Here is a 25,999-nt window from a genome sequence, read left to right on the forward strand (position 1 = left end):
CATGGGCGTCGGCAACATCTTCGGTAACTTCCTCTCGGGCGCCCTGCGCAACCCGTCGGCGGCCGACAGCCAGTTCGGCCGCGCCTTCATCGGCGCGGCGCTCGCGGAAGGTCTCGGCATCTTCTGCCTCGTCGTCGCTCTCGTTCTGCTCTTCACCTAATCTCAAGACGGTGATCGGGAGGCTGAGGCGCGCATCGCGCGCTTCGCCTCAACAGGGGTGACGGCGGATTGAACCGCCGTCATTCATGTTTGTAGGATGGTACTTTAGGATCTGCTCATGGCTCAGGCTCAAACGACCAACGCCACAACAGAGGCCCACGGCGGCGCTCACGATGTCGGGTTCCCGCCCTTCGCGACGGAGACGTTCGGCGGTCAGCTCCTGTGGCTCGCCATCACCTTCGTGGTGCTCTACACCCTGCTCTCACGCCTGGTCCTCCCGCGCCTGAGCGGCATCATCGAAAACCGCCGCGCCATGATCGCCAGCGATCTCGACGACGCGGCCGCCATGAAATCCCGCGCCGAAGAAGCAGGTTCCGCTTACGAGAAGTCGCTGGCCGAAGCCAAGGGCCGTGCTCAGGCTCTCGCCCAGGAAACCCGCGCCAAGCTCTCCGCCGAGAGCGACGCCAAGCGCAAGGCGCTTGAGGCCGACCTCAACCAGCGTCTCGCCGAGGCCGAGGCTACCATTTCATCCAAGAAGGCCGAGGCTATGAGCCACGTGGACGCCATCGCCCGCGACACGGCTTCCGCCATTATCGAGCGCCTGACCGGCAAGGCTCCGGCCCCGCAGAAGGTCGAAGCCGCTCTCAACCAGATCAAGGCCTGATCGGGAGACCCGCATGTTAGAGAACACCAATTTCTGGGTTGCGGTCGCCTTCTTCATCTTCTGGGGCCTGATGTTCTATCTCGGCGTCCCGGGCAAGGTGATGAACCAGCTCGACTCCCGCGGCAAGCGCATCGGCGACGAGTTGGCCGAGGCCAAGCGCCTGCGCCAGGATGCCGAGCGGCTGCTTCAGGAATACGAGTCCAAGCGCGCCGCCGCCGAGCGCGAGGCTGCTGACATCGTCTCCACCGCCCGCGCCGAGGCCGAGCGCCTTGCCGCCGAGGCTCAGGAGAAGATGACCGACTTCGTGAAGCGCCGCACGGCCACCGCCGAGGCGAAGATCGCCCAGGCCGAGGCCCAAGCCTCCGCCGAGGTGCGCGCTGCCGCGGTCGACGCCGCCATCAAGGCATCCGAGCGCGTCCTGCGCGACGAGATCACCGGCGCCACCGCCGCCTCCCTCGTCACCTCGAGCCTCAACGACGTGCGCACGAAGCTGCAGTAAGGCTTTTCGCACAAACAACGATCTCGAAGGCCGCCCTTGAGGCGGCCTTTTTGCTGGAGAGCATCATGCTGCTGATCTTTGATTGCGATGGGGTTCTGGTCGATTCGGAGGCACTCGCCTGCGAGATTGATGCCCAGATCCTCACCGACATTGGGCTCCACTATTCGGCCCGGGACATTGCGCGGAAGTTCGTCGGAGTCAGCTTCAAGGACATGGTGGCGCGTCTCGAGGCGGAGCACGGCCGCACGCTTCCAGCAGACCTCGGCACTCAATTGGATACCGCCCTTTTCGCGAGGTTCGAGACGGACCTGAAGCCGATCGAGGGCGTCCGCGAAGCGATCCTCTCGCTCCCCTACCCGCGCTGCGTGGCGTCTTCGTCCACACCCGACCGGATAGCCCTGTCGTTGCGCATCACAGGGCTGTCGGATCTGTTCGACCAGGTGTTCAGCGCCACACAGGTCGCGCGCGGCAAACCGGCACCGGATCTGTTTTTCCATGCGGCCGAGCACATCGGTGTAAACCCGCTGGATTGCATCGTGATCGAGGACTCAGCCGCAGGGGTTCAGGGGGCTCTTGCGGCCGGCATGCATGTGATCGGCTTCACCGGCGGCGCCCATTGCGGTCCGGAGCATGCGGAAAAGCTTAGGCAGGCAGGTGCTCACACGATCATCGGACGGATGACTGATCTCGCTAGAGCTGTGCAAGCGTTCGCGTAACACCGACGTCGTCCCGGACGGCGCAAGCCGATCCGGGATCGTCAGCAGAATAAAGCGCCATTCTCGTCCCGCTATCCCGGATCTCCGCTGCGCTCCGTCCGGGATGACGGATGCGATACCACAAAAGAAAATGCCCGGCACATGGCCGGGCATTTGCAGTTTGAGAAGCCTTACTCCGCCGCTTCCGCAACCGGCGCCGGCGGCGTCCACTTGAGCACCGGGCTCCTCGCCGCGCGGGTCTCGTCGAGGCGGCGGCGTGGGGCGTGGTAGGGGGCTCCGGTGAAGCGCTCTTTGTCGCCGTTCTTCGCGGCCATGGCGAGATCACGCAGCATCGCGATGAAGAGGTCGAGCGACGCCTTCGATTCGGATTCCGTCGGCTCGATCAGCATGGCGCCATGTACCACCAGCGGGAAGTACATGGTCATCGGGTGGTAGCCCTCGTCTATCATGGCCTTCGCCACGTCCAACGTGGTCACGCCCGTGTCCTTGAGCCACGCGTCGTCGAACAGCACCTCGTGCATGCAAGGCTTGTTGCCGAAGGGCAGCGACATCAGGTCGGCAAGGCCGGCGCGGATGTAGTTGGCGTTGAGCACCGCATCCTCGGAGGCCTGCTTCATGCCGTCCGAACCATGCGAGAGCATGTAGGACAGAGCGCGCACATACATGCCCATCTGGCCGTGGAAGGCGGTCATGCGGCCAAAAGGCTTCTCAGCGGCGTCAGATGCCTGCTCCACCAGCTCGAAGCTGTCCTTGCCCGCGCGAACGAACGGCACCGGCGCAAACGGCGCAAGACGCTCGGAGAGTACCACCGGTCCGGAGCCCGGGCCGCCGCCGCCGTGCGGCGTCGAGAAGGTCTTGTGCAGGTTGATGTGCATGGCATCGACGCCGAGATCACCCGGCTTCGCCTTGCCGACGATGGCGTTGAAGTTGGCGCCGTCGCAGTAGAAGTACGCACCTGCATCGTGGATCGCCTTTGCGATCTCCGCCACCTGAGGCTCGAAGAGGCCGCAGGTGTTGGGGTTCGTGAGCATGATGGCCGCCACGTCGGGGCCGAGGCGCTCCTTCACGTCCTCCACATGCACCCAGCCGTCCTCGCGGGCCGGCACAGGCTTCACCTTGAAGCCGATGAGGGCTGCGGTCGCCGGGTTGGTGCCATGTGCGGAATCCGGCACCAGCACCACGTTGCGGGTCGCGCCCTCGCCCTTGGCCTCGATGGCAGCCTTGATCGCCATCATGCCGCAGAGCTCGCCATGGGCGCCGGCCTTTGGCGACAGCGCCACCGCCGTCATGTTGGTGAGCGTAATCAGATAGCGTCCGAGCTCGTCCATGAGCTCAAGCGCTCCCTGCACGGTGGAGACCGGCTGCAAAGGATGCACGTCCGAGAAGCCCGGCAGGCGCGCCATGCGCTCATTCAAGCGCGCATTGTGCTTCATAGTGCACGAGCCGAGCGGGAAGAGGCCGGTATCAATGCCGTAGTTCTGCTGTGAGAGGCGCACGTAATGGCGCATGGTCTCAGGCTCGGACAGACCCGGCAGGCCGATGGGCTCCTTGCGCTCCAATCCGCCGAGACGCGGCTTGAAATCCTCCGGCTCGTCGAGATCGACGCCGGTGGTGTCATAGCGGCCGATCTCGAACAGCAGCGGCTCGATCTGCGCCAGCGCCTTGTTGCCGGTGAAGGTCGGATGGCTGCCAGCAGTGGAGCCGGCGGCGCGGTTGGCATCGCCCTGCAGGCGGGCTGCCTGATTGCCCATGCCGGCGGCCGGATCGGACACGCCATGAGCCTGCGGAGCGGAGGGACGTCCCTGGCGGTTCAACATCACAGAACCTCCTTCAAGGCGGCGCAGAAGGCCGCGCGGTCATCATCGGTGTTCACTTCGGTAGAAGCGACGAGCAACAGATTGTCGAGGCCAGCGCCGGGCAGGAGGCGCGACACGGGCACGCCGGCTAGCACGCCCTTCTCGGCAAGACGCTCGACCACTTCGGCCGCGGGCTTTGCGAGCCTCAACGTGAACTCATTGAAGAACGTCTCATTGAGCACCTCGACGCCCTTCACACCAGAGAGCTGGTCGGCCAGCTTCACAGCATTCGCATGGTTGATGCGGGCGAGGCGCGAGAGGCCGGCTTCGCCGAGCAGCGTCATGTGAATGGTAAATGCCAGCGAGCACAGGCCCGAGTTCGTGCAGATATTCGAGGTCGCCTTGTCGCGGCGGATGTGCTGCTCGCGGGTCGAGAGCGTCAGCACGAAGCCGCGGTTGCCGTCCGCATCCACGGTCTCGCCGCAGAGGCGGCCGGGCATCTGGCGGAGGAACTTCGACTGCGTGGCGAAGAGACCCACATAGGGGCCGCCGAAGTTCAGCGCATTGCCGATGGACTGCCCCTCGCCCACCACGATATCGGCCCCCATGCTGCCAGGAGACTTCAGCAGACCGAGCGACACGACCTCCGTGAACACGGCAATCAGAAGCGCGCCATGCTGATGCGCCTTGTCGGCGATGGGCTTCAGGTCGCGCACGTTGCCGAACACGTCCGGCGACTGCACGACCACGCAGGACACGCTGTCGTCGATCTGCGAGAGAATATCCTCGGCGCCAGCAACGTCAGGCGCCATGGTGACGACGTCGTCGCTCGACATTTCGGAGAGCGTCCGCACCACATCGGCGTAGTGCGGATGCAAGCCACCGGAGAGCACAGCCTTGCGGCGCTTGGTGACCCGGTGCGCCATGAGCACCGCCTCGCCCGTGCCGGTGGAACCGTCATACATGGAGGCGTTCGCCACCTCCATGCCGGTGAGCGCGGCCACTTGGGTCTGGAACTCGAAGAGGTACTGCAGCGTCCCTTGAGCGATCTCCGGCTGGTACGGCGTGTAGCTCGTCAGGAACTCGGAACGCTGGATCAGGTGATCGACGGTCGCCGGCACATGATGCTTGTAGGCGCCTGCGCCGACGAAGAACGGCACCGACGAAGCCGGAATATTCTTCGCTGACATGCGCGAGAGGATGCGCTCCACGTCCAGCTCGCCCTTGCGGCGCGGCAGGTCCACCGGCTCCTTAAGGAGCAGGTTCTTCGGCACGTCGGCGAACAGTTCATCGACGTGTTTAACGCCGATCCGCGCGAGCATCTCGCTGCGGTCGGTGTCGGACAAAGGCAAATAACGCATCAGTTAATCCTAGCCTTACTTGTTCTGCGGAATTCCAAGAATCCTGTTTCGATAGCCCAACCATTGGTCGAGCCCTTTAGACAAAATCATTTCAAGAGCGTCGGCGTTCTCGATGACGGTGACAGGCGGGAAATCGTCGTAGGAGATGGGAATATCCCGGCTTTCTATCGGCTGAAGAAAGACCTCGCCCTCCATGGTCGGAGCGATGATCCATGGAACATGAGCCGCCATGTCGTAGATAATCTTGCAGGTATCCCTGAGGGAGCCGTCGCGAGGGGTCGCCTGGGCAGAGGTTCGGCCTCCCTCTTCAGAAGGTCCATACCATTCGATCCTCAAATCATTTGGACCCTCGATGTTCTCCACGGCAGCTCTCAAGGTTCTTCCCTCCGGCGTGACATGCTCGATCTCACTCAGGCGAACGAGCCGTGCAGCGTGTCGGGAGAGAACCTCACCGATAAGAGCCTGAACTTCGACAGCACTTTTCGACTGCGTGGCATCGATCAGGTGGATGTCGAAGCTCATGCGGATCACCTCTTCATCAATGCGAGGGAATGCCCGCCACCACGATCTCCGTCAGCACGGAGTTGGCGATGAAGCATTCCTTGTGGGCGAGGCGGTGCATGTCGGCGATCTGCTCAGGCGTCGGCTGCTTGTCGCCTGAGAATTCAATCGCCGGATCGAGAGTCACTTTGGAAACGAAGAGCTTGCCGTTCTCGTTCTTCGTCATGATGCCGAGCGCCTTGTCCTCATAGAAATCGACGACAAATCGCTTCTTGGCAGCAATCGACAGGAAGGTGAGCATGTGGCAGCTGGAGATTGCCGCCACGAACGCCTCTTCCGGATCGACCGCATCCTCCCGTGAAAGCGGCAAGGACACGACGGAGGGCGACGCGGAGCCGGGAACTGTGACGCCGCCATCGAAGCTCCACGTATGGCCGCGGCTGTAGCGGTTGTCGGAGAAGCTCTCGTCCTCTCCCCTGGTCCAGCGGATTGTCGCCCCGTATTCGTGCGCCATGGCCGTGTTCTCTTTTAAGAGATCGACTTCACGAATTCCCCGTACTGCTCTTCGGTCATGAGGCCGTCGAGCTCGCTCTCGTTCGTGAGACGGATCTTCATGAACCAGCCGCGGCCGGCCGGGTCCTCGTTGACGGTGCCGGGAGAGGCTTCGAGCTCGCTGTTGACCTCGACCACCTCGCCGGAGACGGGCGCATAGACTTCGCTGGCCGCCTTCACGCTCTCGACGACGGCCGCTTCGTCGCCCTTCGACAGGGTCTTGCCGACGCTGGGCAGCTCCACGAACACCACGTCGCCAAGCTGGCCCTGGGCGTAATCGGAGATGCCCACGATTCCGGCATCGCCTTCGACGCGGATGTATTCGTGATCCTTGGTGTAGCGCGTAGTCATGTTGATTTCCCTCTTGATAGTGTTGTCAGCGCTTGTAGCGATGGGGAGCGAACGGCATGGCTGCGACTTTGGCCGGCAGCGGCTTGCCGCGAACGATGAGGTGCAAATCGGTTCCGACAGCGGACATGTCCTTCGCCACATAGCCCATAGCGACCGGGCCGTTGACCGTGGGGCCGAAGCCGCCGGAGGTGACGATGCCGACCTCGCGTCCATCAGGCGTGGTGATGGCGCTGCCTTCGCGGGCAGGAGCGCGGCCTTCCGGCTTGATGCCGACGCGAACGCGTGAAGCACCGTCCTTGATCTCGCGCTGAACGCGCTCGGCGCCCGGGAAGCCCCCCTCCTCGCGGCGGCGCTTCTGGATCGACCAGATCAGGCCTGCCTCAATGGGCGATGTGGTGGTGTCGATGTCGTGGCCGTAGAGGCAGAGGCCCGCTTCGAGCCGCAGCGAATCGCGAGCGCCGAGGCCGATGGCCTTCACCTCCGGATCAGACAGGAGCTTGCTCCAAAGCTTGGCAGCATCTTCGGCTTGGCAGGAAATCTCAAAGCCGTCCTCGCCGGTGTAGCCGGAGCGGGACACATGGCACCAGATGCCATCGATCTGCACGTCAACCGACATCATGAAGGAGAGCGCAGCGGCTTCAGGCGAGAGCTTTGCCAGAACGGTTTCCGCAGAAGGCCCCTGCAAGGCCATCAGCCCAAGGTTGTCCTTGCGGTTCAGGCTTACGCCTTTCGGCAGGCGCGCCTGGATATGCGCATAGTCCTGTTCCTTCATGGAGGCGTTGACCACAAGATAGAGCCAGCCCTCATGACCGGGAGCGCCGACGCGCGTGACCATGAGGTCGTCGAGGATACCACCGTCGTCGGCCAGAAGCTGCGAATAGCGCTGCTGATTGGGCTTGAGGTTCAGCACATCGGCCGGGATCAGCGCCTCGAGGGCCCTGGCCACTGTCTCGTGGCTCTTGTCCTCGGCCACGAGGAAGGCCTGGCCCATATGCGACACGTCGAACAGCCCCGCATGCTCGCGGGTCCAGTTATGTTCGGTGAGGATGCCGGTCGGGTACTGCACCGGCATGTCGTAGCCGGCGAACGGCACCATGCGGGCGCCAAGCGCCACATGCTCCGCGTGGAGCGGTGTTTTCAGGAGCGGCTCGTCGCTATGCGCTGGCTCGGCCATCGGTATCCCTCAAAGGTGCGCGTTCCATCGAGCCTTGCGGCCCGTTGCTCTGCGCCCCCTCTGTCCCGAGACCTGAGAGATTTCCCAAACGCTTGCGCGAAAGGTTACGCCCGTCGGTGGACGACGTTTTCAAACGTCGTCGCTTTCCAGAGTGCCAGCTCCCGCGCGGTCCTTTGGCCTGAGCGTTTCCGGGGCGGTTGCGCCTTCGGCGCCGGACGCTAAGGTCCGGTCTCTTCCGCGGGGATCATCGGCTGGTTTTAAGCTCTGAAGAGGAATTGGCCTCCTGTCAACAAAGCAAGGCGGGCCTGTTCACCCTTTAATTGACGGCACGACCGGGAGGCTCCATCTTAGGGCCATCTGTCACAGAAGGGGAGAAGCGCGGCCTGATCCGGTCAGCAGCTCCACGCATCGTTGCTCGAACTGATCATCGCTCTCGCTCTCGTCGCCCTCAACGGCGTCTTCGCTCTTTCCGAATTGGCCATCGTTTCCGCCCGCCGACCCAGGCTTAAGGCCATGGCCGAGCAGGGCCGTTCCGGCGCCAGCACGGCCCTCACCCTCATGGAGGATTCGGGCCGCTTTCTCTCAACAGTCCAGATCGGCATCACCCTGGTGGGCATTCTGGCCGGCGCCTTCTCGGGCGCGGCTCTGGGCGGCCGGCTCACGGATATCTTCTTAGCCCAGGGCATGCCTGAAGGCGCGGCCGAACCGCTCGGCTACGGCATCATCATCGGCATCATCACTTATCTTTCTATCGTGGTGGGCGAACTCGTTCCCAAGCAGCTCGCCCTGCGCCACCCGGAGGGCATCGCCTGCGCCATGGCCCCGATGATGCTGGTCGTCTCGAAGGTCGCGGCCCCGGCCGTCTGGCTTCTGAATGCCTCCACCAGCCTGATCTTCAGCCTCTTCGGCACCAAGTCCGACGATTCGTCGACCGTCACGGAAGAGGAGATCAAGATGCTGGTGGGCGAGGCCGAGAGCGCCGGCGTGATCGAGGAGGAGGAGCGCCGCATGATCTCGGGCGTGCTGCGCCTCGGCGACCGGACCGTGCGCGGCCTCATGACGCCCCGGACTGACGTGGACTGGATCGATACCGAGGACAGCGAGGAAACGATCCGGGCTCTGCTGATCGAAACCCCGCATTCGCGCCTGCCGGTGAGCGAGGGCACCCCCGACAACGTGATCGGCGTCGTTCAGTCGCGGGAGCTTCTGGCCGCCATGCTGACCGGCCAGCCCCTTGAGATCCGCAAGCACCTGCAGCAGGCGCCGGTCATTCCCGACACGCTTTATGCTCTGGATGCCCTGGCGATCCTCAGGGATGCCGAGGTGCCCATGGCTCTGGTCCACGACGAGTACGGCCATTTCGAAGGGGTCGTGACCCCGGCGGATGCCCTGGAGGCTATCGTCGGCGCCTTCCGGTCCGACGGCGAGGCGCCGGAGCCCGACGCCGTCCGGCGCGAGGATGGCTCCTGGCTGCTCGCCGGCTCCATGCCGGTGGACGAGATGGCGGAGATCCTCGGCGTGACCCTGCCCGAGACCCGCAGCTATCACACGGTCGGCGGCCTGGTGATCAGCGAGCTTCAGCACCTGCCGACCACGGGCGAACACGTGGAGACCTTCGGCTGGCGCTTCGAGGTGATCGACCTCGACGAGCGCCGGATCGACAAGGTTCTGGCCGCTCCCCTCAACCAGAGAGCAGGCGCGGCCGTCCTGTATTGAGCGTTAGCCCCGCCGTCCTGCCGCCGCGCGGGTGCCGAGGCCGACCTCGATCTCGAAGCTGTCCACGGACGCAGCCGGAACCACGATGCCTTCCTCGACAACCGAGACGGTCGTCTGGGTCTGGCCTGCCGGGATTGCGGCCGCCACCCGGCGGGAGCGGTTGGCGAAAACGGTCGAGCCGTCCTTGACTACGATCTGGACCGGCACGTCATAGCGGCCCGCCGACCCGCCGGCGCCGAGCAGCGCCCGGGCTTCGACGCCGACCCTCACCAGCGTGGTGCCGTCCGGCTGGCCGACGCATTCGCGGGCGAGGTCGCCCAGGGCGATCTGGCTGCGCACGGAGCCGGGATCACTGCCGCCGATCCGGATGACCGAACCGCCGTCCATGACGCTGACCGTAGGACAATACACGTCGCTGGTCTCGGCAGCCTGTCGCGGCGTCTGGGTCGTTCCCGCCGTGAGCAGCATGTCGCCGACGCCGAAGCCGCCCTCGCCCGGCGCCCCGCAGCCGGCCAGGGCCGAGAGGCCGAGCACGGCGAGGGCCCATCCGGTCCCGCGGTTCAATCCCTTGTTCATGTCTGTCCCCCACCCTCTCTTAGTTGTTACGGAAGGGCATCGAACCCGGCCGCGAACCCGTTCAGGGATACGGGAATGCCGATCCCCTCCTCGGGCGTCTGGAAGACGATGAAGGTGGCCTGCTGGCCGGTCTTCATCTGGTTGATCAGGTTGTCCTCCATGACTACCTCGGCGACGCAGCCCGACGCCAGGCAGCGCACGAAGCCGGCGCGGCCGATATCCGTCTGGTCGATCTTCAGGCCGAGCCCCGATGGCAGCAGAATACCCAGCGGCGCCACCACGCGCAGGAGGCGGCTTTTGCCGTCGGCGGTTTTCAACATGATAATCACGAGGGTGACGTTGGGACGGTCCTCCGCAACAACGTTCTGCACCAGGGCGCATTGCTCGGCGGTCGCCCCGGCCGGGGTCTCGCACCGCATCTGCCAGTCGCCGAAGGTGTTCTTGACCATGCCCTGAGCGCCGGCGCTGCTGGCGCCGAGCAGGGCCGTCAGCCCCAGGAAAGCGGCCGCGCCGTGGCGAACCCATTGCGATGCGCCCATCGGTTTCTCCATTCCTTCAACCCTGTTTAGGGGTCGCGGCATGCCGCCGCTCCAACTACAACTTTGGCCCGTTGGGACCATGTCAGGGGGCGCAATGTCAAGCGACAGGGGCGCTTTGGAAGGTCGAAATGCGTTTTGGCGGTTATGACGCACAGTTTGGAACGCTTCTACCGTTGCGCTTCCGCGCGTCCTGTGGTCTTTGACGCAGATCAAAGGTGATGGCGCAAGCCGGGCGCCGCTATTCGCACGCCCGCGCCTTCCCCGATGCTTTCATGGCCCTGTGCCATCACATCTTTAGGAGCTTTGGAACGCCGATGCGGATCGAGAATGCACGTCGATCGGTGACCGCCCTCTCCACGGCAGCGGTCGCACTTGTGTTGGGCATAAGTGAGGCGTGGGCCGCCGCCGGGCAGCCCTCCCCATGGGAAACCGGCATGCAGGAGATGGTGACCGAGTTGGGACAGAACGTATCCAACTTCAACACCTACCTTACTTGGCTCATGGCCGCGATCTGCCTTTTCGTGCTGGCGCTGCTCCTTGTGATCGTTGCGCGCTTCAACGAGAACAAGAACCCAACCCCCTCGAAGACCACCCACAACACTCTGCTCGAAGTCGCCTGGACCATCGTCCCGGTCCTGATCCTCGTGGCGATCGCCATTCCATCCTTCCGCCTGCTGCGCGAGCAGCTCGTGCCGCCGCAGGCCGATCTGGTGGTGAAGGTGACCGGCTATTCCTGGTACTGGGGCTACGAGTACCCCGAGGATCAGGGCGGTGGCTTCAAGTTCGATTCGAACATGGTCACCGAGGACAGCGCCCGTAAGCCCGACCAGCCCCGCCTGCTCGGCGTCGACAACGCGATGGTCGTGCCGGTGGGCAAGGTGGTTCGCGTTCAGGTCACCTCGGCCGACGTAATGCATTCCTTCACGGTGCCGTCCTTCTACTTCAAGGTCGACGCCATTCCCGGCCGCCTGAACGAAGTCTGGTTCAAGGCCGAGCGGGAGGGAGTGTATTACGGCCAGTGCTCGGAACTCTGCGGCAACGGCCACCCCTACATGCCCATCGAAGTCCGCGTCGTGAGCGAGCAGCAATATGCCGCTTGGCTGACGGAGGCGAAGCAGCGTTATGCTTCCACGGACAGCTCCGCCCCGACCAAGTTCGCGAACGCTCAGTAATCTGAAAAGGACCACAGAGGTCTATCATGGCACATGCAGCTGATGCCGCTCACGCGGATCACCACGACGACCACCACCTTCCGAGCTTCTGGCGCCGGTGGTTCTACTCGACGAACCACAAGGATATCGGCACGCTCTATCTCATCTTCGGCTTCACGGCGGGCATTATCGGCGGCTTGCTCTCCATCGGCATGCGCCTGGAGCTCCAGGACCCCGGTCTCCAGTACTTCTCCAACCCGCAGGCCTACAACGTCTTCGTGACCGGCCACGGCCTCATCATGGTGTTCTTCATGGTGATGCCCACCCTGATCGGCGGCTTCGGCAACTGGTTCATCCCGATCATGATCGGCGCGCCCGACATGGCCTTCCCGCGGATGAACAACATCTCGTTCTGGCTCACCGTCTCGGCCTTCGCCCTGATGCTCTGCTCGCTCTTCGTCGAGGGCGCCCCGGGCTCGCTCGGCTTCGGCGGCGGCTGGACCGTGTACCCGCCGCTCTCCACCGTCGGCCATCCGGGCCCCGCGCTCGACTTCGGCATCTTCGCCCTGCACCTCGCCGGTGCGGCGTCGATCCTGGGCGCGATCAACTTCATCACCACCATCCTCAACATGCGCGCTCCGGGCATGACGCTGCACAAGATGCCGCTCTTTGCCTGGTCCATGCTGGTGACCGCGTTCCTGCTGCTCCTGTCGCTGCCGGTTCTCGCGGGCGCGATCACGATGCTGCTCACCGACCGCAACTTCGGCACGACCTTCTTCGATCCGTCGGGCGGCGGCGATCCGGTGCTCTACCAGCACCTGTTCTGGTTCTTCGGCCACCCCGAAGTGTACATCATGATCCTGCCGGCCTTCGGCATCGTGTCCCACATCATCTCCACCTTCTCCAAGAAGCCGATCTTCGGTTATCTCGGCATGGCCTACGCCATGGTGGCGATCGGCGTGGTGGGATTCGTCGTGTGGGCTCACCACATGTACACCGTCGGCCTCTCGCTCCAGACCCAGGCCTATTTCGTGTTCGCCACCATGGTGATCGCGGTTCCCACCGGCGTGAAGGTGTTCTCCTGGATCGCCACCATGTGGGGCGGCTCCATCCGCTTCACGGCGGCCATGCAGTGGGCGGTGGGCTTCGTGTTCCTGTTCACGGTCGGCGGCGTGACCGGCGTCGTTCTGGCGAACGCTCCCGTCGACCGCTACATGCACGACACCTACTACGTGGTGGCCCACTTCCACTACGTGCTGTCGCTCGGCGCGGTGTTCGTGATCTTTGCGGCCATGTACTACTGGTTCCCGAAGATCACCGGCTACGTGATGCCCGAGTGGATCGGCAAGCTGCACTTCTGGGTCGCCTTCATCGGCTCCAATGTGCTGTTCTTTCCGATGCACTTCCTTGGCCTCTCGGGCATGCCGCGCCGCTACGCGGACTACCCGGATGCCTTCGCGGGCTGGAACCTCGTATCCTCCATCGGCGGCTACGTGTTCTTCGCCGGCCTCTTCATCTTCATGTTCGGCGTGGTCTATGCCTTCATCCGCAAGGAAAAGGCTGCTGCGAACCCGTGGGGTGAGGGTGCAACGACGCTGGAATGGACCCTGTCCTCCCCGCCTCCGTTCCACCAGTTCGAGACCCTGCCGCGCGTCATCGACACGCACCATTAAATCAGCTGAGTCGGGCGGCTTGTGCCGCCCGGCTCCTCCCCAGAGGGCTTGGGTCTCACAAGCCTTCCGGCGAGGAGCCGACACTCCTGAGGCCTTTATTCGCCTCGTCCCGGCATTTCGGAAATTTGTGATGAGCACCATGTCGAACAGTTTGGTCGAATCCCAGGTCGAGAGCCTTGCCACGGCAGGCCTGTCGCAGGGCGACGTGTCCGACTTCTTCGCCCTCCTGAAGCCCCGGGTGATGTTTCTCGTCGTCTTCACAGCGCTCGTTGGAATGGTCGTGAGCCCATCCAACGTTCACCCGATCGTGGCCTTCGTATCGCTCCTCATGATCGCCGTCGGCGGCGGCGCATCCGGGTGCCTGAACATGTGGTGGGATGCGGATATCGATGCGGTCATGACCCGCACCCGCAAGCGCCCGATCCCGGCCGGCAAGATCCAGCCCGGCGAGGCCTTGGCCTTCGGGGTGACGCTCTCCGTCGGTTCGGTGATTATCCTGGGTCTCGTCAGCAACTGGCTGGCCGCAGGTCTCCTCGCCTTCACGATCTTCTTCTACGTGGTGGTCTATTCCATGTGGCTGAAGCGCACGACGCAGCAGAACATCGTCATCGGCGGTGCGGCGGGCGCCCTCCCCCCGATCGTCGCGCAGGCCGCCGTCACGGGCCATGTTTCGTTGGACAGCGTGGTGCTGTTCGCCATCATCTTCATGTGGACGCCGCCCCATTTCTGGGCGCTCGCTCTCGTGAAGTCGGGCGATTACGAGCGCGCCGGCATTCCCATGATGCCGAACGTGGCGGGTCCGGACGCCACCCGGTTCCAGATCCTCGCCTACACGATCCTCTTGGCCCCGCTGGGCATGGCTCCGGTGGCCTTGGGCTTCGGCGGACTGGCTTATGCCCTGATCGCGCTCATCGGCGGCTTCGGCATGCTGGCGCTCGCCGTTCAGGTCTATCGCCTGCGCCAGGGAGAGCCTGCCATGCGGGTGGCCCAGCAGCTCTTCGGCTTCTCGATCCTCTACCTCTTCCTGCTCTTCGCGACCCTGCTCGTGGAGCACGGCTTCGGCTTCTTCCGGCCGGTGTTCGGGTAACCACATGGCGGATCGCAAAAGACACCAGAGCCTGACGCCTGAAGAACAGAAGCGCCGCCGCACGCGCTCGCTCGCGCTGGCGCTCACCCTCGGCGTGCTCGTGGTTCTGTTCTACGTGGTCACGATCGCGAAGCTCGGACCGGGCGTCCTGCAGCGTCCCATGTGAGGTCTGAAATGGCAGAGAACCCGCACATCCAACGCAAGATGCACCGCACGGCCTTCGCCTGCGTCGGTCTCGTGGTGGGCATGGTTGGCCTCGCCTATGCGTCCGTTCCCCTCTACGACCTCTTCTGCAAGGTCACGGGCTTCGGCGGCACGCCCGTCGCGGTCGACGGCAACGGCTCGCAGGTGTTGGACCGGACGATCTCCGTCCGCTTCGACTCCAATGTGGCGCCCGGCCTGAACTGGCGTTTCTCGCCGGAGACGCCCGAGGTCAAGGTCAAGCTCGGCGAGACCACGACGGTGCTCTACAAGGTCACCAACAAGGGCGACAAGCCAAGCACGGGCATTGCCACCTACAATGTGCAGCCCGATCTGGCCGGCACTTACTTTTCCAAGCTCGAATGCTTCTGCTTCACCGAACAGATCCTGCAGCCGGGCGAAACCCTCGAATCCGCGGTCGTCTTCTACGTCGATCCCCGCCTGGCGCAGGATCGTGACGTGAAGGACCTTTCATCCATCACCCTCTCCTACACCTACTTCCCCTCGAAGGGGGGCAAGCCGGTGGCGGAGGTGACATCATCCACCACCCCCATATCTCAATAAGACACGTGACAACTTAAGCGGAAACGTCTTAAAGCGAGTTCACCTTCGAGGCACGGAGACGACACGAAATGGCCGAGGCCCACGCCAAGAACCACGACTACCACATCCTTGAACCGAGCCCGTGGCCGCTCATCGGCGCGGTCAGCGCCTTCCTGATGGCCGCCGGCTTCGTGACCTGGTGGAAAGACATCGCCATTGCCGGGATGGATCTCGGTCCCATCGTCTTCGGTGCGGGCATCATCGGCGTTCTCTACACCATGCTCGCCTGGTGGAGCGATGTGGTGAAGGAGGCCAATACCGGCTCGCATACCCGCGTGGTCCAGCTTCACCACCGCTATGGCATGATCATGTTCATTGCCTCCGAGGTGATGTTCTTCGCCGCGTGGTTCTGGGCCTATTTCGATGCCGCCCTCTATGCCGGCGATCCGCAGCTCTATTCCCGCGTCGAGGCGCTCGGCGGTGTGTGGCCCCCGAAGGGCATCGAGACCTTCGATCCCTGGCACCTGCCGCTTCTCAACACGCTGATCCTGCTCACCTCCGGCACCACGGTCACCTGGGCGCACCATGCGCTCCTGCATGGCGACCGCCAGGGCCTGAAGATGGGCCTGTGGCTCACGGTGATCCTCGGCATCGTGTTCAGCTTCGTCCAGGCCTACGAGTACAGCCACGCGGCCTTCGGGTTCAGCGGCAACATCTACGGCGCCACCTTCTTCATGGCGACGGGCTTCCACGGTGCGCACGTGATCATCGGCACGATCTTCCTGGCCGTCTGCCTGCTGCGCGCCTATCGCGGCGACTTCACGCCCCAGCAGCATCTCGGCTTCGAGTTCGCCGCCTGGTACTGGCACTTCGTCGACGTGGTGTGGCTGTTCCTCTTCGCCGCCATCTATGTGTGGGGCTACGGCGGAAGCGGAGCCGGTCACTAAGCCGCTTGTCGAACAACAACTCAGCAGGGGCGGCTCTTACGGCCGCCCTTCGCATTTTCGGGGTTGCGTCACCATCTGTTGGTCAGCTTCCCCGGCCCAATCTGGAGAAAAGCCGTGGCTCATGACCCGACTGCGCCCTCGCCCGTCACCACCGGCCTCAAGGGGCTCTGCCCCCGCTGCGGCAAGGGGCATGTGTTCAAGGGCTTCCTCACGGTGCAGCCGAAATGCGAGGTCTGCGGCCTCGACCTCGCTTTCACCGACACGGGCGACGGCCCGGCCTTTTTCGTCATGTCCTTCGTCGGCATCGTGGTGGTGGCCCTCGCCCTGTGGGCCGAGTTCACCTATGAGCCGCCAATCTGGCTCCATCTCGTCATGTGGACGACGCTCAGCATCGTCTTGAGCCTGCTGCTGGTGCGGCCGCTCAAGGGCGTTTTGATGAACCTGCAATACCACCACAAGGCCGAGGAAGGGCGCTTCGAAAAGTGATCGCCTCCCGCCTGCACAACGGCCGATCCCTTATTCTGCCGGGCCTGGCGGCCCTGGTGGCGCTTGCCATCCTGATCGGCCTCGGCACCTGGCAGCTCCAGCGCAAGGCCTGGAAGGAAGACCTGATCGCCCAGATCGAGACCCGTGCCTATGGGGAGCCCGGCACCATTCTGCCGGAGGCGGAATGGCCCAGCTGGCGCGCCGATCAGGACGAGTTCCGCAAGGTGCGGGTCACCGGCACCTTTCTCCACCAATTCGAGGCCCCGGTCTACGGCCTCGCTCGCGGCGAGCGGCAGGGCGCCCCGATCCAAGGCTATTACCTGATCACCCCTCTCAAGCTCGCATCGGGCGCCACCGTGATGGTCAACCGCGGCTTCGTGCCGACGGACCTGCGCGATCCGGCCCGCCGCCCCGAGAGCCAGCCTCAGGGCGAGGTTACCGTCACCGGCCTCGTGCGGGCGCCGGAAATCCGCAATCCGTTCACGCCCAATGACGAACCCGCCCGCAATCAATGGTTCGCCCGCGATCCTCAAGCCATGGCGGCGGCCCACAAGCTTGATCGGGTCGCCCCGTTCCTGATCGACGCCGATGCGAGCCCGAACCCGGGCGGCTGGCCGCGCGGAGGGCAGACGCCCCTCACCCTGCCGAACAGCCACCTGCAATACGCCGTGACCTGGTACGGCATCGCGCTGACCCTGATCGGCGTCTTCACGGCCTTCGCGTGGCGGCGCCTGAAGGGATCGGGGTCAGTCGAGCTGAAACAGGAAGAATAACCCGAAGCCGAGGATGACCAGCCCGGCGCTGATGACCTTGGCGACGAACAGCCATCGCAGCAGCGCGTTCGTCTCAGCCCGGTGCTCCGCTTTTTCTGCGCGGCTCATTCCCTCCCGCGCCTTGAACTGTTGAGCGTAGAGCGATGTGGTCATGACGTTGCTCACGGCCCCGTCCTTTTCCAGCTCGATGCGTTGAGCCATGAAGCCGACAAGGAGGCCCAGAACGCCTGATCCAAGAAAGCCCGCGAGCAGGAACGATCCCACCACGATGCCTGCCAGCACCCCCACCAAGACGGGGAGCAGGATCCAGTCGATTCGTGTCATGCGCATGAACCCGTTCCTCCGGTAGAAGGCGAGCTTGGCTTATAATCCTTCCTATTGTACCATTTTTCACATGTTCACGCTTCTCATGACCGTAACCATCTCACGATGTGCCTTGCAGGGCGCACGGGAGAGGCTTTGCGCGTCTAGGACAAGCGTCGAGCATACCCCGAAGCCCTGCGGAGACGAGCAGGGCTTCCCAAAGGTTCCGTTCGCCTCCGCCTCATCGAGAGGAGAGCGACATGGATATTCAGCCTGAACTTCATCCCCCCAGTCCCGCCGACGACATCGTCATCCGCGCGGCGCGCCCGAGCGATTGCGACGGCATCACGGCCTTGGGCAACATGCCCGGCTATCGCTGGGGCACCCTGCGCCTGCCCTATCAGACGCCCGAGGCCACCCGCAAATGGCTCGAGGGCATCAACCCGGCCACCAATGTCAGTCTCGTGGTGGAGAAAGACGGACAAATCATCGGCAACGGTGGCTTCGAGCGCCACCAAGGCCGGCGCGCCCACGTGGCCTATCTCGGCATGGGCCTGCACGACGATTTCCACGGCCGCGGCATCGGCTCCAGGCTGCTGCGCGAGATCATCACCATCGCCGACGACTGGCTGAACCTAAGACGGATCGAACTGACCGTCTATGTGGACAACGCCCCGGCCATCGCGCTCTACAAGCGCAACGGTTTCGAGATTGAGGGCACGCACCGGGATTTCGCCTTCCGGGGCGGGGCCTTCGTCGAAGCCTATGCGATGGCCAGGATAAAACCTTGAACTCTATAAAACCTTGAACTCTGCGACCGGATGCGGCTTGCCGTGTCCGGCTGCGGCTCCTAATGTCCGGCCGAATTCCAGGAGATCGACATTGCTCCATGTCTCGACCCGGGGGGAAGCCCCGGCGCTCAGTTTCACTGACGCCCTGCTGACCGGCCTCGCCCGGGACGGCGGCCTCTACCTGCCGCAAAGCTGGCCGACCCTGACCACGGATACGATCAGCGGCTTCGCCGGCAAGCCCTATGCCGAGGTGGCGAAGGCCGTGCTCGGGCCGCTCGTCGACGGCGACATTCCGGACGCGGCGCTGTCGCGCATGATCGACGAGTCCTACGCCTCGTTCCGTCACGCCGCCGTTTGCCCGCTGACGCAGCTTGGCGACAACCTGTTCGTGCTCGAGCTTTTTCACGGCCCCACGCTCGCCTTCAAGGACGTGGCGATGCAACTGCTCGGGCGGCTCATGGACCATGTGCTCAAAGCGCGCGGGGCTCGCGCGACCATCGTGGGCGCGACCTCTGGCGATACGGGCAGCGCGGCTGTCGAGGCCTTCAAGGGCCTGGACCAGGTCGACATCTTCATCCTCTACCCGCATGGCCGCGTATCGGACGTGCAGCGCCGGCAGATGACGACGGTGGCCTCGCCCAACGTCCATGCGCTCGCGGTCGAGGGCACCTTCGACGATTGCCAGAATATGGTGAAGGGCATGTTCAACCATGCCCGCTTCCGCGACGAGCTGCAGCTCTCAGGTGTGAACTCCATCAACTGGGCCCGCGTGGCGGCTCAAGCCGTGTACTACTTCACCGCCGCCGTTGCGCTCGGGTCCCCTCACCGCCCCGTCTCCTTCTCCGTGCCCACGGGCAATTTCGGCGACATTCTCGCCGGCTGGGTGGCCAAGCGCATGGGCCTGCCCATCGAGCGGCTGATGATCGGCACCAATGCCAACGATATCCTGGCCCGTACGCTGGGCTCGGGTGCTTACGAGATCAAGGGCGTGCATCCCACGACCTCGCCCTCCATGGACATCCAGATCTCGTCCAATTTCGAGCGCCTGCTGTTCGAGGCCTACGGCCGCGATGGCGAGGCGGTCCGCCGCATGATGGCGAGCCTCCACCAGTCCCGCGCCTTCCTCATCGACGCGGAGCCGCTCGCCCGCATCCGCGAAGAATTCTCAGCGGAAGCCGTGAACGAAGACAACGTCATCGCGGAGATGGCCGAGACCTATCGCAGCACAGGCTACGTGCTCGATCCGCACAGCGCCGTCGGCACCCGCGCCGGCCGCGCCCTGCTGAAGCAGGATCCCGAAACGCCCGTGGTCGCCCTCTCCACTGCCCATCCGGCAAAGTTCCCGCATGCGGTCGAGCGCGCGACGGGCGTTCGCCCTGCACTTCCGCCGCACATGGCGGATCTGATGGAGCGCCGGGAGAGCTTCACCGTTCTTCCCAACGACCAGGCTGCGGTCGAGCGCTTCATCCGCGAGCGCGCGCGGGCGGTCAAAGGCGCTGCCGCATGAACCAGCACTTCGTCCGCGAGAAGCGGATCGACATCACCACCCTACCCAACGGCCTGATGGTCGCCACCGAACGGATGCCCGAGATCGCTACCGCGACGCTGGGCGTATGGGTCGGCACCGGCTCGCGCCACGAAGAGTCGCATGAGCACGGCCTTTCGCATCTCATCGAGCACATGGCGTTTAAGGGCACGGCGCGGCGCTCCGCCCGCCAGATTGCCGAGGACATCGAGAATGTGGGCGGCGACATCAACGCGGCCACCAGCGTCGAATACACGAGCTACACGGCGCGCGTTCTCGGCGAGAACGTAGACGTCGCCCTCGACGTGCTCGGCGACATCCTCATCCACTCGGCCTTCGATGCAGGCGAACTCGCCCGCGAGAAGGGCGTGATCCTGCAGGAATACGCCGCCGTCGAGGACACGCCCGACGATCTGATCTACGACGCCTTCATGGAAACCGCCTTTGCGGGCCAGGCCGTCGGCCGTCCGATCCTCGGCACGCCGGAGACCATCAAGAGCTTCGACGAGGCGACGATCCGCGCCTTCCTGGCGCGGGAATACACCCCCGGCAAGATGGTGCTGGCCGCAGCCGGCGACGTGGAGCATGCGCAGATCGTCGATCTGGCCGAGCGCCTGTTCGGCGCCATGCCGGCCGTCGAGGCGCGTCAACCCGAGTCCGGGCATTATACGGGCGGCGAGCGGCGGATTTCCCGCAAGCTCGAACAGGCGAACCTCGTGCTCGGCCTGCCGGGGCTCTCGTTCAAGGATCCGAACTACTACGCCGCCCACCTCTTCGCCCATATGCTCGGCGGGGGCCTGACCTCGCGGCTCTGGCACGAGGTGCGCGAGACCCGCGGCCTCGCCTATTCCATCGATTCCTTCCACTGGCCTTTCTCCGATTGTGGCCTCTTCGGCATCGGCGCCGGAACGGCGGGATCGGACGTGCGCGAGCTGATGGACGTGACGCTGGCCTGCATGGTCCAGGCCACCCAGGACATCAGCGAGATCGAGCTGATCCGCGCCAAGGCGCAGATGAAGGTGGCCCTGCTCACGGCCCTGGAGACACCCGGCGGCCGCATCGAGCGCGTGGCCCGCCAGCTCCTGTCCTGGGGTCGGGTGGTCGGCAGCGACGAGATCGTCCGCAAGGTCGATGCCCTCGAGGTGGAGCATGTGCGCGAGGCGGGCCGCTCGCTCCTCCAGGGTGCACCCACCCTGGCGGCGATTGGACCCATCAAGGCGCTGCCGTCGCTGGAGAGCATTGCCCAGGGGCTGCGCGGCTGAATTTTCGGCCGCACCTGCCCCATGGGCACATCCGATTCTCCTCAATCCCGCCGCAAACGCCCCTCATGGCGCGTGATAACGATAACAACTGAGTCCTGCGGACAAGTGACGGCCTATTCAGGCTTCGCCTTGCCCTCAAGCCTCCTGACCGATACCAATCCTGTTCCACTATTTTAGTATCGGACGAAAGACCGAAGCATTGCGGATCGTATCTTTCGCCATAGCCCTTCTGTTGGCGACATTCCTGGGGCTCGCCTGGCCGGCATCCGGCTGGGCGGTCGAGTCTGTGCGCGTCGACCCCAAGATGAAGGCCATCGACCTCACCCCGGCCATTGAGCGCTACAACTCGGACGGGGACGAGATCCGCATTTCCACGGCGCCCGGGCGCGACGGCATCGTCCGCCGCATCGCCGTGAAGGCGCGCGAGTCCGGCACCCGGCCGGACTGGATGGTCTTCGCGCTCACCAACGATACCGACGAGCAGATCGAGCGCCTCCTGGTCGCTCCGCATTTCCGCCTTACCGGCTCCGGAGTCATCTGGCCGGATCTAGGCGCCACCCGCATCGCGGCGATCACCGCGAGCCAGGGCATCCGGCCCGAGCGTGACGACGGCGAGGACGCCGACCTCTTCCTCATCACCCTCGACCCCGGCACCACCGTCACCTTCGTGGCGGAGCTGCGTTCGAAAAACCTGCCCCAGGTCCATCTGTGGGATGCGGATGCCTACAAGGACCGGGTCAACGGCCTGACCCTCTACAAGGGCATCATTATCGGCATCGCGGGCCTGCTTGCCCTGTTCCTCACCATCGTGTTCGTGGTGAAGGGCGCCCTGATCTTCCCGGCCGCCGCGGCGCTGGCCTGGGCGGTGCTCGCCTATGCCTGCATCGATTTCGGCTTCTTCCAGCGCGTCTTCCCGATTACGGAAGCCACTGAGCAGATCTACCGCGCCGGCGCCGAGGCAGTCCTCTCGGCAACGCTCCTCGTCTTCCTCTTCGCCTATCTCAACCTCAATCGCTGGCACGTGCGCTACAGCCATGTCACGGCCTTCTGGCTCCTGTTCCTCGGGGGAATGGTGGCGCTCGCCATCGTCGATCCGCCGGTCGCCTCGGGCGTGGCTCGCATGTCGATTGCCGCGGTGGCGGGCATCGGCTTCGTCCTCGTGATCCATCTGGCAACCCACGGCTACGACCGCGCCGTGATGCTCGTTCCCACTTGGCTGCTCCTGGTGGCTTGGGTGACGGCGGCGAGCTTCACCGTCGTCGGACAGCTCTCCTCCGATCTCGTTCCTCCGGCCCTCGTCGGTGGCCTTGTGCTCGTGGTCATGCTCATCGGCTTCACGGTCATGCAGCATGCCTTCGCGGGCGGCGGATTCGCCCGCGGCTTCGTCAACGACACAGAGCGCCGGGCGCTGGCCCTCACGGGAGCCGGCGACATCGTGTTCGACTGGGATGTGGTCTCCGACAACATCTTCGTGAGCCCCGAGGTCGAGCATCAGCTCGGGCTCAAGCGCGGCTCGCTGGAAGGTCCCGCCTCCGCCTGGCTCGACCTGATCCATCCCTTCGACAAGGACCGCTACCGGCTCGCCCTCGATGCCGTGATCGAGCAGCGCCGCGGCCGCCTGACCCAGGATTTCCGCCTGCGCTCGTCAACCGGCGCGCATAACTGGTTCCGCCTCCGGGCCCGCCCGGTGATCGGCTCGGACGGCGAGGTGCTGCGCATCGTCGGCACGCTCGCGGACGTCATGGACAGCAAGACCGCGGAGGAGCGCCTGCTCCACGACGCCGTGCACGACAATCTGACCAGCCTGCCGAACCGGCAGCTCTTCTATGACCGCTTGGAAGCGGCTCTCACCTTCGCCAGCCAGGACGATAACTTACGCCCCACTGTCGTCGTTATCGACATCGACAAGCTGAAGGACGCCAATGCCACCGCCGGTTATGCCGCCGGCGACTCGATCCTCCTGACCCTGTCCCGACGGCTGAGCCGCCTGCTGAAGCCCCAGGACACCCTGGCGCGCATCTCAGGCGACGAGTTCGCGATCATCCTGTTGTCCGAGCGGGAAACCGACCGCATCATCTCGTTTGCCGACATGGTCCGGCGCGTGGTGACGACACCGTTCACCTATTCCGAGCGCGAGTTCTTCCTCACGGCCTCCATCGGCATTGCGCTCCACGATCCGCAGATTGCCGCGCGGCGCGAGGAGGTGCTGCGCAACGCCGAGATCGCCATGGCCCATGCGCGGCGCAACGGCGGCGACCGGATCGAGGTGTTTCGACCTACCATGCGCTCCGACCGCAGCGATCATTTCACCATGGAAACAGACCTTCGCCACGCCCTCGACCGGGGCGAGATGAAGGTGCTGTTCAAGCCGATCGTGCGCCTCGAAGACCGAACCATCGCGGGCTTCGAGTCGATGCTGCGCTGGGATCATCCGCGCCTCGGACGCGTCGGCCCGGAAGACTTCATGTCGATTGCCGAGGAGACGGGGCTCATCGTCAAGCTGAGCGTATTCCTGCTGGAGCAGACCGGCCGCGAACTCGCCGCCTGGCAGAACGCCCTTGAGGTCGAGCCGCCGATCTTCGCCAGCGTGAACATGTCGAGCCATCATCTACTGCGTCACGACCTGCTGCAGGACGTGAAGACGGTGATCGCCCGCTCCGGCGTCATTCCCGGCACGCTCAAGATCGAGATGACCGAGAGCCTCGTGATGGAGAACCCGGAATACTCGGCCCAGATGCTCTCGCGCCTGCGCGATCTCGGCGCTGGCCTGTCGCTCGACGATTTCGGTACGGGCTATTCCGCCCTCGCCTACCTGCAGCGTTTCCCGTTCGACACGATCAAGGTGGACGAATCCTTCGTGCGCCAGATGGCGGGCGGCAGGCCTGTGATCCTGCGCTCCATCGTCAAGATGGCGCATGAGCTCGGCATGGAGATCGTGGCGGAAGGCGCGGAAAGCGAATCCGAGGCCATCGAGCTCTACCAGCTCGGCTGCGAATATGCGCAGGGACCTGTGTTCGGCGAGCCGATGTCGACATTGCAGGCGCGCCAGCTGGTAGGGGCTGCTCCCGCTGCGGCCTGAACAATCCGCCACGCCTGATCAGGCGTGGCCGGCCTCCATGGACAGCATGGCGGGCTCAATGCCGATCCGGCGCAGGGCCATCTCGTAGCGCACATCCGCCGCCGTATTGAAGACGATTTCCGCATCGGCCGGCGTGTTGAGCCAGCCATTGGCCTGCATCTCCATCTCCAGCTGGCCCGCGCCCCAACCGGCATAACCCAGCGCCAGCACGGCATTCTCAGGCCCGCGGCCGGCCGCGATGGCGCGCAGGATGTCGATGGTGGCCGTCAGGCAGATGCCGTCGTCGATGGGCAGGGTCGACTGGGCAAGATGAAAGTCGGGCGAATGAAGAACGAAGCCGCGGCTCGTCTCCACCGGTCCGCCCATCAGAACCTGCATGTTGCCCACCTTCTGCGGCAGGCGGATGCGCTCCAGCTCGGGAACGATCTCCAGCTGAACCAGAAGATCCGGCATGGTCACGTTGGCGGCAGGCCGGTTGAGGATGATACCCATGGCCCCTTCCGACGAATGGGCGCAGATGAAGATGACGGCCCGGGCGAACCGTTCGTCCATCATCCCCGGCATCGCCACGAGGAGCTGACCGTCGAGGTAGGTTGATTCAGTGCCGTACGGTGAAAGGTGAGAGCCCATATCCTACAATCTGCCTTGCCGGCCTTGCCCGCCCGATCACAGGATCGTGGATGGCAGACCCGAGAATAAACGCATAAGTGAAGTGCCTCAGGGAGGCGTCAGTTCCATGGCATCCATGTTCCGCGCCGCTTCGGTTGCGTTTTTTTGTGTATTGTCCTTTGCCGCAGCCGTCGCGCAGCCCGTCAAGCCTTCCGCCTCGACCCAAGGGTTCCATTCCCGTGCCCGCTTGATCGGTGGAGGACAGCAGGGGGAGCACTGGCTTGCCGGAGTCGAGATCACCCTCGATCCGGGCTTCAAGACCTACTGGCGCAATCCAGGCGATTCAGGCCTGCCACCACGGTTCGACTGGTCGGGATCGGAGAACGTGGCCGGCGCCGAGATCCGGTGGCCAGCTCCCAAGCGGCATGTGGATGCGGCCGGGGTCGCCTATGTCTACGGAAAGCAAGCCGTGATCCCGATCCTCGTGAAGCCGAAGGATCCGGCAAAGTCCGTCAAGCTCGTTCTGGCGCTGGACTACGGAGTCTGCAACGACATTTGCATCCCGGCCAGCGCCAATCTCACCCTGGACCTCGGCGGCGCCGATTCCGAACGCAAAGCCATCGAGGCCGCCCTGGCCAAGGTTCCGCTGCCCCAGCCGCTGGGAGCCCAGGCCGATCTGTCGATTCTCTCCATCGCTCCCCAGGTCGGCGACAAGCCGGCCTTTGCGGTCACCGTCCGGGCGCCGGCGGGCACAAAGCCTGCCCTCTTCCCCGAGGGACCGGAGAACTGGTTCGTCTCCGCCTCCCATCCGGCCGACGGCGACCGCTTCACCGTCACGGTCGAGGAGAAGCCGAAGGACGCCTCAGGGTCCGTTCCCTTGCGCCTGACGCTGGTGGCCGGGGACAAGGCCATCGAGACGGAAGTCAGCCTCGACGGGAGCGGCCCGCCGCGCTAGGAATCATGCA

28 protein-coding genes and 1 riboswitch are annotated in these 25,999 nt (G+C 64.5%); of the genes, 18 read left to right on the forward strand and 10 right to left on the reverse strand.

What is annotated here, in order from left to right; genetic code table 11:
* From JQC81_RS17605 to JQC81_RS17620, 4 genes are all read left to right on the forward strand, one after another.
* Window positions 1-160 (forward strand): F0F1 ATP synthase subunit C (locus JQC81_RS17605; protein ID WP_203273090.1); only part of this gene is annotated, 160 nt, incomplete at its 5' end.
* Between the two features lie 117 nt (window positions 161-277).
* Complete coding sequence (locus JQC81_RS17610; RefSeq protein WP_203273091.1) at window positions 278-823, forward strand: F0F1 ATP synthase subunit B family protein; 546 nt, start codon at window positions 278-280, stop codon at window positions 821-823.
* 13 nt (window positions 824-836) lie between these two features.
* Window positions 837-1,322 carry a F0F1 ATP synthase subunit B family protein gene (locus JQC81_RS17615; RefSeq protein WP_203273092.1) on the forward strand — a complete coding sequence of 162 codons (486 nt, stop codon included), beginning with the start codon at window positions 837-839 and terminating at the stop codon, window positions 1,320-1,322.
* A gap of 65 nt (window positions 1,323-1,387) precedes the next feature.
* A complete protein-coding gene (locus JQC81_RS17620) occupies window positions 1,388-2,038 on the forward strand; it encodes an HAD family hydrolase (protein WP_203273093.1) in 651 nt (216 codons plus the stop codon).
* A 170-nt stretch (window positions 2,039-2,208) separates the two neighbouring features.
* On the opposite strand, the gene gcvPB is transcribed toward JQC81_RS17620, so the two are convergent.
* Genes gcvPB through gcvT form a run of 6 tightly spaced genes read right to left on the reverse strand, consistent with a single transcriptional unit; the run spans window position 2,209 to window position 7,773 of the window.
* Window positions 2,209-3,855 (reverse strand): aminomethyl-transferring glycine dehydrogenase subunit GcvPB, encoded by a 1,647-nt coding sequence (gene gcvPB, locus JQC81_RS17625; RefSeq protein ID WP_246520503.1) that lies wholly within the window; start codon window positions 3,853-3,855, stop codon window positions 2,209-2,211.
* On the reverse strand, window positions 3,855-5,195 hold the full coding sequence (gcvPA, locus tag JQC81_RS17630; RefSeq protein ID WP_203273094.1) for an aminomethyl-transferring glycine dehydrogenase subunit GcvPA: 1,341 nt from the start codon (window positions 5,193-5,195) through the stop codon (window positions 3,855-3,857). The genes gcvPB and gcvPA overlap by 1 nt, the downstream gene beginning before the upstream one ends.
* A gap of 15 nt (window positions 5,196-5,210) precedes the next feature.
* Entirely contained in the window at window positions 5,211-5,717 is a 507-nt protein-coding gene (locus tag JQC81_RS17635; protein ID WP_203273095.1) for a hypothetical protein, read from the reverse strand.
* A 16-nt stretch (window positions 5,718-5,733) separates the two neighbouring features.
* A complete protein-coding gene (locus JQC81_RS17640; protein WP_203273096.1) occupies window positions 5,734-6,210 on the reverse strand; it encodes an OsmC family protein in 477 nt (158 codons plus the stop codon).
* Window positions 6,211-6,224: 14 nt separating this feature from the next.
* Entirely contained in the window at window positions 6,225-6,599 is a 375-nt protein-coding gene (gene gcvH / locus JQC81_RS17645) for a glycine cleavage system protein GcvH (RefSeq protein ID WP_036357800.1), read from the reverse strand.
* A 25-nt stretch (window positions 6,600-6,624) separates the two neighbouring features.
* Entirely contained in the window at window positions 6,625-7,773 is a 1,149-nt protein-coding gene (gcvT, locus tag JQC81_RS17650) for a glycine cleavage system aminomethyltransferase GcvT (RefSeq protein ID WP_203273097.1), read from the reverse strand.
* 156 nt (window positions 7,774-7,929) lie between these two features.
* Window positions 7,930-8,021, reverse strand: a riboswitch (glycine riboswitch).
* Between the two features lie 163 nt (window positions 8,022-8,184).
* On the opposite strand from gcvT, the gene JQC81_RS17655 reads away from it, so the two are divergent.
* Complete coding sequence (locus JQC81_RS17655) at window positions 8,185-9,489, forward strand: hemolysin family protein (RefSeq protein ID WP_203273098.1); 1,305 nt, start codon at window positions 8,185-8,187, stop codon at window positions 9,487-9,489.
* A 3-nt stretch (window positions 9,490-9,492) separates the two neighbouring features.
* On the opposite strand, the gene JQC81_RS17660 is transcribed toward JQC81_RS17655, so the two are convergent.
* Both JQC81_RS17660 and JQC81_RS17665 read right to left on the reverse strand, forming a co-directional pair.
* Entirely contained in the window at window positions 9,493-10,065 is a 573-nt protein-coding gene (locus JQC81_RS17660) for a hypothetical protein (protein ID WP_203273099.1), read from the reverse strand.
* A 26-nt stretch (window positions 10,066-10,091) separates the two neighbouring features.
* Window positions 10,092-10,604, reverse strand: coding sequence for an invasion associated locus B family protein (locus tag JQC81_RS17665; protein WP_203273100.1), 513 nt, complete (start codon window positions 10,602-10,604; stop codon window positions 10,092-10,094).
* A gap of 314 nt (window positions 10,605-10,918) precedes the next feature.
* On the opposite strand from JQC81_RS17665, the gene coxB reads away from it, so the two are divergent.
* The 8 genes from coxB (at window position 10,919) to JQC81_RS17705 (ending at window position 17,465) form a co-directional block, all read left to right on the forward strand.
* Window positions 10,919-11,776, forward strand: coding sequence for a cytochrome c oxidase subunit II (gene coxB, locus JQC81_RS17670; RefSeq protein ID WP_203273135.1), 858 nt, complete (start codon window positions 10,919-10,921; stop codon window positions 11,774-11,776).
* Between the two features lie 26 nt (window positions 11,777-11,802).
* Entirely contained in the window at window positions 11,803-13,428 is a 1,626-nt protein-coding gene (ctaD, locus tag JQC81_RS17675) for a cytochrome c oxidase subunit I (RefSeq protein ID WP_203273101.1), read from the forward strand.
* Between the two features lie 130 nt (window positions 13,429-13,558).
* Window positions 13,559-14,515 carry a heme o synthase gene (locus tag JQC81_RS17680; RefSeq protein ID WP_203273102.1) on the forward strand — a complete coding sequence of 319 codons (957 nt, stop codon included), beginning with the start codon at window positions 13,559-13,561 and terminating at the stop codon, window positions 14,513-14,515.
* A gap of 4 nt (window positions 14,516-14,519) precedes the next feature.
* Window positions 14,520-14,681, forward strand: coding sequence for a cytochrome c oxidase system small membrane protein (locus JQC81_RS17685; RefSeq protein WP_203273103.1), 162 nt, complete (start codon window positions 14,520-14,522; stop codon window positions 14,679-14,681).
* An 8-nt stretch (window positions 14,682-14,689) separates the two neighbouring features.
* Window positions 14,690-15,280, forward strand: coding sequence for a cytochrome c oxidase assembly protein (locus JQC81_RS17690; RefSeq protein ID WP_203273104.1), 591 nt, complete (start codon window positions 14,690-14,692; stop codon window positions 15,278-15,280).
* 68 nt (window positions 15,281-15,348) lie between these two features.
* Entirely contained in the window at window positions 15,349-16,206 is an 858-nt protein-coding gene (locus tag JQC81_RS17695) for a cytochrome c oxidase subunit 3 (protein WP_203273105.1), read from the forward strand.
* A gap of 114 nt (window positions 16,207-16,320) precedes the next feature.
* A complete protein-coding gene (locus JQC81_RS17700; protein WP_203273106.1) occupies window positions 16,321-16,692 on the forward strand; it encodes a DUF983 domain-containing protein in 372 nt (123 codons plus the stop codon).
* Window positions 16,689-17,465 carry an SURF1 family protein gene (locus JQC81_RS17705; RefSeq protein WP_312887546.1) on the forward strand — a complete coding sequence of 259 codons (777 nt, stop codon included), beginning with the start codon at window positions 16,689-16,691 and terminating at the stop codon, window positions 17,463-17,465. Before JQC81_RS17700 ends, JQC81_RS17705 begins: the two co-directional genes overlap by 4 nt.
* Here JQC81_RS17705 and JQC81_RS17710 read toward each other — a convergent pair.
* Window positions 17,439-17,795 carry a hypothetical protein gene (locus tag JQC81_RS17710; RefSeq protein WP_203273107.1) on the reverse strand — a complete coding sequence of 119 codons (357 nt, stop codon included), beginning with the start codon at window positions 17,793-17,795 and terminating at the stop codon, window positions 17,439-17,441. The two genes, JQC81_RS17705 and JQC81_RS17710, sit on opposite strands and share 27 nt — an antisense overlap.
* Before the next feature lie 233 nt (window positions 17,796-18,028).
* Here JQC81_RS17710 and JQC81_RS17715 point away from each other — a divergent pair, with 233 nt between their 5' ends.
* From JQC81_RS17715 to JQC81_RS17730, 4 genes are all read left to right on the forward strand, one after another.
* Window positions 18,029-18,559, forward strand: a complete 531-nt coding sequence (locus JQC81_RS17715) for a GNAT family N-acetyltransferase (RefSeq protein ID WP_203273108.1) — start codon at window positions 18,029-18,031, stop codon at window positions 18,557-18,559.
* Window positions 18,560-18,650: 91 nt separating this feature from the next.
* Window positions 18,651-20,066, forward strand: coding sequence for a threonine synthase (gene thrC, locus JQC81_RS17720; RefSeq protein ID WP_203273109.1), 1,416 nt, complete (start codon window positions 18,651-18,653; stop codon window positions 20,064-20,066).
* Window positions 20,063-21,346, forward strand: coding sequence for a M16 family metallopeptidase (locus JQC81_RS17725; protein ID WP_203273110.1), 1,284 nt, complete (start codon window positions 20,063-20,065; stop codon window positions 21,344-21,346). The genes thrC and JQC81_RS17725 overlap by 4 nt, the downstream gene beginning before the upstream one ends.
* A gap of 199 nt (window positions 21,347-21,545) precedes the next feature.
* Window positions 21,546-24,425, forward strand: a complete 2,880-nt coding sequence (locus tag JQC81_RS17730; protein WP_203273111.1) for an EAL domain-containing protein — start codon at window positions 21,546-21,548, stop codon at window positions 24,423-24,425.
* Between the two features lie 18 nt (window positions 24,426-24,443).
* Here JQC81_RS17730 and JQC81_RS17735 read toward each other — a convergent pair whose 3' ends face one another.
* Window positions 24,444-25,055 carry a YqgE/AlgH family protein gene (locus JQC81_RS17735; protein ID WP_203273112.1) on the reverse strand — a complete coding sequence of 204 codons (612 nt, stop codon included), beginning with the start codon at window positions 25,053-25,055 and terminating at the stop codon, window positions 24,444-24,446.
* Between the two features lie 106 nt (window positions 25,056-25,161).
* Here JQC81_RS17735 and JQC81_RS17740 point away from each other — a divergent pair, with 106 nt between their 5' ends.
* On the forward strand, window positions 25,162-25,989 hold the full coding sequence (locus JQC81_RS17740) for a protein-disulfide reductase DsbD domain-containing protein (RefSeq protein WP_203273113.1): 828 nt from the start codon (window positions 25,162-25,164) through the stop codon (window positions 25,987-25,989).
* The last annotated feature ends 10 nt before the right edge of the window (window positions 25,990-25,999 follow it).

Source organism: Microvirga arabica (genome assembly GCF_016811235.1).
GTDB classification, from domain to species: Bacteria; Pseudomonadota; Alphaproteobacteria; order Rhizobiales; family Beijerinckiaceae; genus Microvirga; species Microvirga arabica.

Coding starts and splice junctions, on each gene's coding strand:
- ctaD (WP_203273101.1), top strand. CDS start 11,803: ATGGCACATGCAGCTGATGCCGCTCACGCGGATCACCACGACGACCAC.
- JQC81_RS17640 (WP_203273096.1), bottom strand. CDS start 6,210: ATGGCGCACGAATACGGGGCGACAATCCGCTGGACCAGGGGAGAGGAC.
- JQC81_RS17610 (WP_203273091.1), top strand. CDS start 278: ATGGCTCAGGCTCAAACGACCAACGCCACAACAGAGGCCCACGGCGGC.
- JQC81_RS17680 (WP_203273102.1), top strand. CDS start 13,559: ATGAGCACCATGTCGAACAGTTTGGTCGAATCCCAGGTCGAGAGCCTT.
- JQC81_RS17685 (WP_203273103.1), top strand. CDS start 14,520: ATGGCGGATCGCAAAAGACACCAGAGCCTGACGCCTGAAGAACAGAAG.
- JQC81_RS17735 (WP_203273112.1), bottom strand. CDS start 25,055: ATGGGCTCTCACCTTTCACCGTACGGCACTGAATCAACCTACCTCGAC.
- JQC81_RS17690 (WP_203273104.1), top strand. CDS start 14,690: ATGGCAGAGAACCCGCACATCCAACGCAAGATGCACCGCACGGCCTTC.
- JQC81_RS17615 (WP_203273092.1), top strand. CDS start 837: ATGTTAGAGAACACCAATTTCTGGGTTGCGGTCGCCTTCTTCATCTTC.
- JQC81_RS17620 (WP_203273093.1), top strand. CDS start 1,388: ATGCTGCTGATCTTTGATTGCGATGGGGTTCTGGTCGATTCGGAGGCA.
- gcvPA (WP_203273094.1), bottom strand. CDS start 5,195: ATGCGTTATTTGCCTTTGTCCGACACCGACCGCAGCGAGATGCTCGCG.
- JQC81_RS17665 (WP_203273100.1), bottom strand. CDS start 10,604: ATGGGCGCATCGCAATGGGTTCGCCACGGCGCGGCCGCTTTCCTGGGG.
- JQC81_RS17740 (WP_203273113.1), top strand. CDS start 25,162: ATGGCATCCATGTTCCGCGCCGCTTCGGTTGCGTTTTTTTGTGTATTG.
- gcvPB (WP_246520503.1), bottom strand. CDS start 3,855: ATGTTGAACCGCCAGGGACGTCCCTCCGCTCCGCAGGCTCATGGCGTG.
- JQC81_RS17710 (WP_203273107.1), bottom strand. CDS start 17,795: ATGCGCATGACACGAATCGACTGGATCCTGCTCCCCGTCTTGGTGGGG.
- coxB (WP_203273135.1), top strand. CDS start 10,919: ATGCGGATCGAGAATGCACGTCGATCGGTGACCGCCCTCTCCACGGCA.
- JQC81_RS17660 (WP_203273099.1), bottom strand. CDS start 10,065: ATGAACAAGGGATTGAACCGCGGGACCGGATGGGCCCTCGCCGTGCTC.
- JQC81_RS17715 (WP_203273108.1), top strand. CDS start 18,029: ATGGATATTCAGCCTGAACTTCATCCCCCCAGTCCCGCCGACGACATC.
- gcvH (WP_036357800.1), bottom strand. CDS start 6,599: ATGACTACGCGCTACACCAAGGATCACGAATACATCCGCGTCGAAGGC.
- JQC81_RS17635 (WP_203273095.1), bottom strand. CDS start 5,717: ATGAGCTTCGACATCCACCTGATCGATGCCACGCAGTCGAAAAGTGCT.
- gcvT (WP_203273097.1), bottom strand. CDS start 7,773: ATGGCCGAGCCAGCGCATAGCGACGAGCCGCTCCTGAAAACACCGCTC.
- JQC81_RS17695 (WP_203273105.1), top strand. CDS start 15,349: ATGGCCGAGGCCCACGCCAAGAACCACGACTACCACATCCTTGAACCG.
- JQC81_RS17725 (WP_203273110.1), top strand. CDS start 20,063: ATGAACCAGCACTTCGTCCGCGAGAAGCGGATCGACATCACCACCCTA.